General features: G+C 60.7%; 1 protein-coding gene and 1 pseudogene. Both read left to right on the forward strand.

From position 1 onward, the window contains the following. A pseudogene (locus tag VN623_RS05745) lies at positions 1 to 1,357 on the forward strand (DNA-directed RNA polymerase subunit beta); the annotation flags it as partial. Positions 1,358 to 1,465: 108 nt separating this feature from the next. Next, positions 1,466 to 5,686, forward strand: coding sequence for a DNA-directed RNA polymerase subunit beta' (rpoC, locus tag VN623_RS05750; RefSeq protein ID WP_325569037.1), 4,221 nt, complete (start codon positions 1,466 to 1,468; stop codon positions 5,684 to 5,686). Positions 5,687 to 5,956: the final 270 nt, after the last annotated feature.

Here is a 5,956-nt window from a genome sequence, read left to right on the forward strand (position 1 = left end):
GGGCACCATCGTCGAAGTGCGCGTCTTCAATCGCCACGGCGTCGAGAAGGACGAGCGCGCGATGGCCATCGAGCGCGAGGAAATCGAGCGTCTGGCGAAGGACCGCGACGACGAATTGCAGATCCTCGATCGCAACGTCTACGCGCGCTTGAAGGATGCGCTTCTTGGCAAGGAAGTTGCCAAGGGGCCGAAGGCAGCACGCAAGGGCACGAAGATCGACGATGCGATCCTCGATGATATTCCGCGCAGCCAGTGGTGGGAAATCGGGCTCGCAAACGAAAAGGCGCAGGCCGAACTCGAAGCCATCCAGAAGCAGTACGAGGATGCCAAGAAGGGCCTCGGATTACGCTTCGCAGACAAGGTCGACAAGCTGCAGCGCGGCGATGAGTTGCCTCCCGGTGTCATGAAGATGGTCAAAGTCTTCGTCGCCGTGAAGCGCAAGATCCAGCCGGGCGACAAGATGGCCGGCCGTCACGGCAACAAGGGCGTCGTTTCGATGATCGTGCCGTCGGAAGACATGCCGTTCCTCGAGGACGGTACGCCGGTCGACGTCGTGCTCAATCCGTTGGGCGTGCCGAGCCGCATGAACGTCGGGCAGATTCTCGAAACGCACATGGGATGGGCGTGCCGGGGGCTCGGGCGACTGATCGACGATGCGCTGCATCAGTTCCATGAGAGCGGGCAGGCGAAGGCGCTGCGCGATCAGATGACGAAAGTCTATGGTGCGGGCGAGATCAAGGCGTCGATGAAGGACGACGAGCTTGCGGGTATCGCTGAAAATCTGCGCTCGGGCGTACCGATCGCGACGCCGGTATTCGATGGCGCGCGTGAGAAGGATATCGTCGAAATGCTGCAGCTTGCAGGTTTCGATACGTCCGGTCAGGTCACGCTGTTCGACGGTCGCACGGGCGAGCCGTTCGATCGCAAGGTCACGGTCGGCTACAAGTACATCCTGAAGCTGCACCATCTTGTCGACGACAAGATCCATGCCCGTTCGATCGGTCCTTACTCGCTCGTTACGCAACAGCCGCTCGGCGGCAAGGCGCAGTTCGGCGGCCAGCGCTTCGGCGAAATGGAAGTGTGGGCGCTCGAAGCTTACGGCGCCGCGTACACGTTGCAGGAAATGCTGACGGTCAAATCGGACGACGTTGCCGGGCGTACCAAGGTCTATGAAGCCATCGTGCGCGGCGACGACGCGTTCGAAGCCGGCGTGCCGGAAAGCTTCAACGTGCTCGTCAAGGAAATGCGAGCACTCGGCCTCAATGTCGAGCTCTTGAACAGCGAGTTGCCGCCGGCCGAAGCCGACAACGATCAGCCTGCGGCACCGCAGGCGCAACTGCCACCGGCGGCCGAATAACAAACAGACGAAACCTCCGCTTCTGAAAAGAGGCGGAGGTCATGCTGACGCGAGCACTATTTTTCCACGGGAACGGCTACCCCCGCCGGTCCCTCGAGGAGACAGCAGATGAACGAAATCACCAACATCTTCAAACCGCAGGCTCCGATCCCGACCTTCGACCAGATCCGCATTTCGATCGCTTCGCCGGAGGACATCCTGTCGTGGTCCTATGGCGAGATCAAGAAGCCGGAGACGATCAACTACCGTACCTTCAAGCCGGAGCGCGACGGACTTTTCTGCGCGCGTATTTTCGGGCCGATCAAGGATTACGAGTGCTTGTGCGGCAAGTACAAGCGGATGAAGTACAAGGGGCTGATCTGCGAAAAGTGCGGCGTTGAAGTGACGCTCGCCAAGGTTCGCCGCGAGCGCATGGGCCACATCGAGCTTGCAGCGCCCGTCGCACACATCTGGTTTCTGAAATCGCTGCCGTCGCGCATCGGCCTGTTGATGGACATGCCGCTCAAGGATCTCGAGCGCGTTCTATACTTCGAGAATTACGTTGTCATCGAGCCCGGCACCACGCCGTTCGCCGAGCGGCAGCTACTGAGCGAAGAACAGTACAACCAGGCGATCGAGGAATACGGCGCCGACACGTTCACGGCCGGGATCGGCGCGGAAGCGATACGCGAGCTTTTGTCGGCGATGGACCTGCCAAAGATCGCGGTCGATCTGCGCCAGGAGATCTCGGAAGCAACGACCGAGCTGAAGCCCAAGAAGCTCGGCAAGCGTCTGAAGGTGATCGAAGCCTTCATGGAATCGGGCAACCGTCCGGAGTGGATGATCCTGACGCAGGTTCCGGTCATCCCGCCGGAATTGCGCCCGCTCGTGCCGCTCGACGGCGGCCGCTTTGCGACCTCCGACCTGAACGATCTTTATCGCCGCGTCATCAACCGTAACAATCGTTTGAAGCGGCTGATGGAGCTTCGGGCGCCCGACATCATCATCCGCAACGAAAAGCGGATGTTGCAGGAAGCCGTCGATGCGCTGTTCGACAACGGCCGGCGCGGTCGCGTCATCACAGGCGCCAACAAGCGTCCGCTGAAGTCGCTCGCCGACATGCTGAAGGGCAAGCAGGGCCGCTTCCGTCAGAACTTGCTTGGAAAGCGCGTCGACTATTCGGGCCGCTCCGTCATCGTGGTCGGTCCGGAACTCAAGCTGCATCAGTGCGGGTTGCCGAAGAAGATGGCACTCGAGCTGTTCAAGCCGTTCATCTACTCGCGGCTGCAGACGCTCGGGCAGGCAGCAACCGTCAAGCAGGCGAAGAAGCTCGTCGAGAAAGAAAAGCCGGAAGTCTGGGACGTTCTGGATGAAGTCATCCGCGAACACCCGGTGATGCTGAATCGCGCGCCAACGTTGCACCGGCTCGGCATTCAGGCATTCGAACCACAATTGATCGAGGGTAAGGCGATCCAGCTTCACCCGCTGGTTTGTGCTGCCTTCAACGCCGACTTCGACGGCGACCAGATGGCCGTTCACGTGCCGCTGTCGCTCGAAGCTCAGCTCGAGGCGCGCGTGCTGATGATGTCGACGAACAACATCCTGCATCCGGCGAACGGCCAGCCGATCATCGTGCCGTCGCAGGACATCGTGCTCGGCCTCTACTACTTGTCGATGATGCGCACCGGCGAACCGGGCGAAGGCATGATGCTCGGCTCGATCAACGAGGTTCTACATGCGCTCGAGGCCAAGGCCGTCACGCTGCACGCCAAGGTGAAGGGCCGTTTCGTCACGACGAACGAGGCGGGAGAGACGATCACCGAAATCAACGAGACGACGCCGGGCCGGATGCTGCTGGCAGAGCACCTGCCGAAAATGCTGGGCGTCAAGTTCTCGCTCATCAATCAGCTTCTGACGAAGAAGAACATCTCAGGCCTAATCGACGCCGTCTACCGCAACTGCGGTCAGAAGGAGACGGTGATTTTCTGCGACCGCATCATGGCGCTTGGCTTCCACCATGCCTTCAAGGCCGGCATCTCGTTCGGCAAGGACGACATGCTGATCCCTGAGACGAAAGAGGCGATCGTAGACAAGACGAATATCGAAGTACGCGATTTCGAACAGCAGTATCAGGATGGCCTGATCACGCAGCTCGAAAAATACAACAAGGTCGTCGACGCCTGGTCGCGTTGCACCGATATGATCGCGAAAGAGATGATGGACCGTATCTCGGCCGTTCATAGGAACCCGAAAACGGGCCGTGAAATGCCGATCAATTCGGTCTACATGATGAGCCATTCGGGTGCGCGCGGTTCGCCGGCGCAGATGAAGCAGCTCGCCGGTATGCGCGGACTGATGACCAAGCCGTCGGGTGAGATCATCGAGACGCCGATCATCTCGAACTTCAAGGAAGGCCTGTCGGTTCTCGAGTACTTCAACTCGACTCACGGCGCCCGCAAGGGTCTCGCCGACACCGCCTTGAAGACGGCGAACTCGGGCTATCTGACGCGACGCCTTGTGGACGTTGCCCAAGACGCGATCATCTCCGAGATCGATTGCGGCACCGACGCCGGTATCAACGTCCAGGCGGTCGTCGATGCAGGCCAGGTTATCGTGTCGCTGGCGGCGCGTGTTCTCGGCCGTACGGCCCAGGAAGACATCAAGCATCCGGTGACGGGTGAGATTGTCGTCGCCAACGGTACACTGATCGAGGAGAAGGAAGCCGAAGCGATCGGCAAGGCCGAGATCCAAGAAGTTCGAATCCGCTCGGTCTTGACGTGCGAGACGCTCAACGGCGTGTGCGCGAAGTGCTACGGCCGCGATCTTGCACGCGGTACGCCGGTGAACATCGGAGAGGCTGTCGGCGTCATCGCCGCTCAGTCGATCGGCGAACCCGGCACGCAGCTGACGATGCGTACATTCCACATCGGCGGTACGGCGAACCTCGTTGACTCGTCCTTCATCGAGAGCAACTTCAACGGCACGGTGAAGCTGAAGAACCGCGCCATTGCGAAAGACTCGAAAGGCCAGAACGTCTCGACGACGCGTACGATGTCGGTCGTCATCGTCGATCCGTCCGGCAAGGAACTGGCGACGCACAAGATCAGCTACGGTGCGCGCATGTTCGTCGACGAAGGCGATGTCGTAAAGCGTGGCACCAAGATCTCGCAGTGGGACCCCTATACGCGTCCGATCCTGTCGGAAGCCAATGGTACGGTCGACTTCGAGGACCTGATCGAAGGCGCTTCGGTGCGCGAGAAGACGGACGAAATGAAGGGCACGTCGAACCGCGTCATCGTCGACTGGCGTGCAACTCCGCGCGGCGCCGAGTTGAAGCCCGCGATCGTCATCAAGGACAGCAAGGGCAAGCCGATCAAGGTCGCGCGCGGTGGTGATGCGCGTTACCTGTTGTCGGTCGATGCCGTGCTCTCGGTCGATCGTGGTACGGCGGTGAAGGCCGGCGACGTGTTGGCTCGTATTCCGTCGGCATCGGCGAAGTCGGGCGACATCACCGGCGGTCTGCCGCGCGTTGCAGAACTCTTCGAAGCACGTCGTCCGAAGGATCACGCGATCCTTGCGGAGATTTCGGGCACCGTCGAGTTCGGTAAGGACTACAAGAACAAGCAGCGCATCCACATCAAGCCGGATGACGAAACGCAGGAGGCGGCCGAGTATCTGATCCCACGTGGCAAGAGCCTCGCCGTTCAGAATGGCGACCGCGTCGAGCGTGGCGACTTTGTCTACGACGGCAACCCGGCGCCGCACGACATCCTGGCGATCAAAGGCGTCGAGGAACTCGCGAACTATCTGATCAACGAGATCCAGGACGTCTATCGACTGCAGGGCGTGACGATCAACGACAAGCACATCGAAGTCATCGTTCGCCAGATGCTACAGAAGGTCGAGATTACCGACACCGGCGAGACGGAGCTGATCAAGGGCGAGCAGCTCGACAGGATCGAGTACGACGAGATCAATGCGGCGGCGGACAAGGCCGGCAAGCGCATGGCGTCGGCCAGCCCGGTTCTGCTCGGCATCACCAAGGCGTCGCTGCAGACGCGTTCGTTCATCTCGGCTGCGTCTTTCCAAGAGACGACGCGCGTGCTGACGGATGCGGCGGTCAACGGCAAATCCGATACGCTCGAAGGCCTCAAGGAGAACGTCATTGTCGGCCGGCTAATTCCGGCGGGCACCGGCGGCATGCTCCGCTCGCTCCGCAAGATTGCGACGCAGCGTGATGAGCTGATTGCGAAAGAGAAGGCGAAGGCCGGCAATCTGCCGTCGCCGGAGGGCGCAACAGGTCCGGGGGCACGCCGTCGCCGCCGGCCGGCCGAAGAAGCCGCCGAATAGGTTCGAACGGCTCGGCGCACGGAACTGTAAGAGCAATAAAAAGCGGCCGCCCACACGGGCGGCCGTTCGCTTTCCGCTCTTGTCATCGGGTCCTGAGCGCAGCGGAGAGCCGCGACCCGGAGCTCACAGGCTTTCTGGTTTGAGCGACTCGGGTGTTCCGGTTCTCGCGAGAGGGCTCGTCCGAGATGACAAAAATCAAATCAGCCAACGGGTCGCAGTTCGATTTTGCTACGTAGCGAGCCTTTTGACGAAAATAATCTCGCAGTGCAG

Source organism: Hyphomicrobium sp. (genome assembly GCF_035572195.1).
GTDB lineage: Bacteria > Pseudomonadota > Alphaproteobacteria > Rhizobiales > Hyphomicrobiaceae > Hyphomicrobium_B.